The sequence below is a fragment of the Komagataeibacter kakiaceti JCM 25156 genome, from assembly GCF_000613305.1.
In genome coordinates this window covers 1-2,048 of the sequence record NZ_BAIO01000427.1, presented here as the reverse complement: position 1 = coordinate 2,048, position 2,048 = coordinate 1, and the positions used below count along the sequence as shown (strand labels likewise).

Annotated in this window: 2 protein-coding genes and 1 pseudogene; 1 reads left to right on the top strand and 2 read right to left on the bottom strand. The window is 64.5% G+C overall.

The annotated features are described in order from the left end of the window. The coding region (locus JCM25156_RS14795; protein WP_025813681.1) for an ankyrin repeat domain-containing protein at window positions 1-404 on the top strand (404 nt) is incomplete at its 5' end. On the opposite strand, the gene JCM25156_RS14790 is transcribed toward JCM25156_RS14795, so the two are convergent. Together JCM25156_RS14790 and JCM25156_RS14785 are read right to left on the bottom strand one after the other, a co-directional pair. Next, entirely contained in the window at window positions 401-1,687 is a 1,287-nt protein-coding gene (locus tag JCM25156_RS14790; RefSeq protein WP_025813679.1) for a DNA adenine methylase, read from the bottom strand. The two genes, JCM25156_RS14795 and JCM25156_RS14790, sit on opposite strands and share 4 nt — an antisense overlap. Window positions 1,688-1,734: 47 nt before the next feature. Next, window positions 1,735-2,048 (bottom strand): annotated as a pseudogene (locus tag JCM25156_RS14785) (restriction system modified-DNA reader domain-containing protein); the annotation flags it as partial.

Sequence of the window (2,048 nt, the reverse complement as noted above, 5' to 3'; positions counted from 1 at the left end):
TGCCCGGCGCTGAATCGCGCGAAGAAGAACACGGCCACGCCAATAGCGATATGAACCCGACGGACGCGCTGTTCGACGCCATCAACCGTGGCAGTCTCGGCGCGGCGAAGGAAGCCCTGAACCGGGGCGCGGACATGACCGCCCATAACGAACTGGGGCAGTCGCCGCTGGATATGGCGATCGACCTGAACCGCAACGACATCACCTTCCTGCTGCTGTCCATGCGCACGTTTTCGGATTCAGATCCGCATTTCGCCTCCAACAGTCTGGAGGAAGGCGATGACATGCCGCCGCTCACCATGCCCCGGCATGCCTCGACCAAATCCTCCATTGACCGGCGCTACGATGCCTCGGGCGGGCATGCCGAACCTTCCATCGGGTTTCTGGGCTTCGGCGGCAGCTAGTCCGGCCGTGGGGCCGGGGCGTTCAGGCCGGCCTCGATGGTGGTGATTTCGTGCATGATTTCATCCACCCCCCGCGTGGCGGCACGCCGGGTGTTGGTGAGCAGGATGAATTCGACCGTCATCGGGCGCGGGGAATAACGCTGGCTGCTGACGCGATAGCGCTTGTAGCCGCGTGTAAAAACCTGCACGTCGCCCCGCGCGCAATTGGCCTGGATCATGTCCGCAAGCGGAATGAACCCGTCCGTGCTGTAGCTGGTCGCGATCCAGCCCGTGGGCAGCACGGATAGCAGGCTTTTGTACGCCGCCAGCGCCTGCCTGCGGTAATTGTAGGGGCTGCGGCGCTGCGTGCGCCAGTCCAGCCTTATGGCCGCCTTGTCCCGCCCGGTGATCTTGGGAGCAAGTTCCGGCTTGTCCCACAAGGCGATCGTGTTGAGTACATGGTAGTTCGCGCCATAGGGATGCTGGTTATAGGGCGGGTCCACATAGGCAATGGCGGACTCCCCCACGTAATCCGTCAGCTTCGCGGCCAGTTCCTGCGCGTCCATGCGCAGAACGGGGTTGTCGCGCCCGTTATCGACAAAGCAGGCCGGGCGCAGGCTCAGTTCCGCCGCGATACGGTACAGCGCGGTACCCGTCCGGCCACCCCAGCCCCGATGGAAGCCCTTGAACAGCCCGCTGGTGTTGCTGTTGTAGCTGGCGCTGTACAGTAACGGGGCCAGCAGGCAGGCCTTCTGCCCGGCGTCAAGCAGGCCGTCATGTTCCCATTGCGCGATCCGCTCGCGGATGGCGTCGATGCGCATGCCGTTCTTGCGCATGTAGAACATGCGGTCACGCGCCGTGTCGTAATGCACATCGTCATCGGGACAGAGATGCCGCGTCACCCACCCCGCCACGGGCGGCAGGGCGTTGAGTTCGGCAATGACCTGCCCATAGCCACGCCCGCCATGAAAGACCGGGGCGGACTGCGTGCCCACGTGGCAGCGGTTCAGCAGTTCGCTATAGGGTTCCCAGTCATTGGACACCACGCGGAAGCCAAGGCTCTTGGCCAGGCGGGAGACAACGCCCGTACCGGCGAACAGATCCACGAAATCGGTCTGGCGCGGGACCGCGCCCGTCGCCGCGATGGCCTGCGCAATCAGGTCCAGCAGTTTGCGCTTGTTACCGATATAGGGGATCAACTGGCTGAACAGGTAGTCATCCGTCACCACGGCGGAATGGCGCGCGGCATTCCATTGCGTTGCGGGCATTTCGTACGGTCCGGCGGTTTCAGCCAGTCGCTTCATGCTGTCAGCCCCACCGGCCCCTTCCCCCATGAGCCGCGATCACGCCATCAGGATGCGACGGCTGCCTGCTCCGCCCGGATCTCGCCGCGCAGTTCATCAAGCTGCACCATCGCGCCTTCGCGCTCGAAATACCAGAACGTCCAGCCATTGCACGAGGGCGCATTGGTCAATGTCGCGCCCATCTTGTGAATGGAGCCACGGTTGCGCCCGCTGACCAGCGTGCCATCGGGCGAGACCGTGGCGCGCACGCGCTTCTGCCGGTCCATGAGCACCGTGCCCGCGGGCACCATCCGCGTTCCACCAACAGGCCAAAGGGCACGCGCGGCTTTCACGCCGGGCCGGGGTGGTCAGCACGCTATCC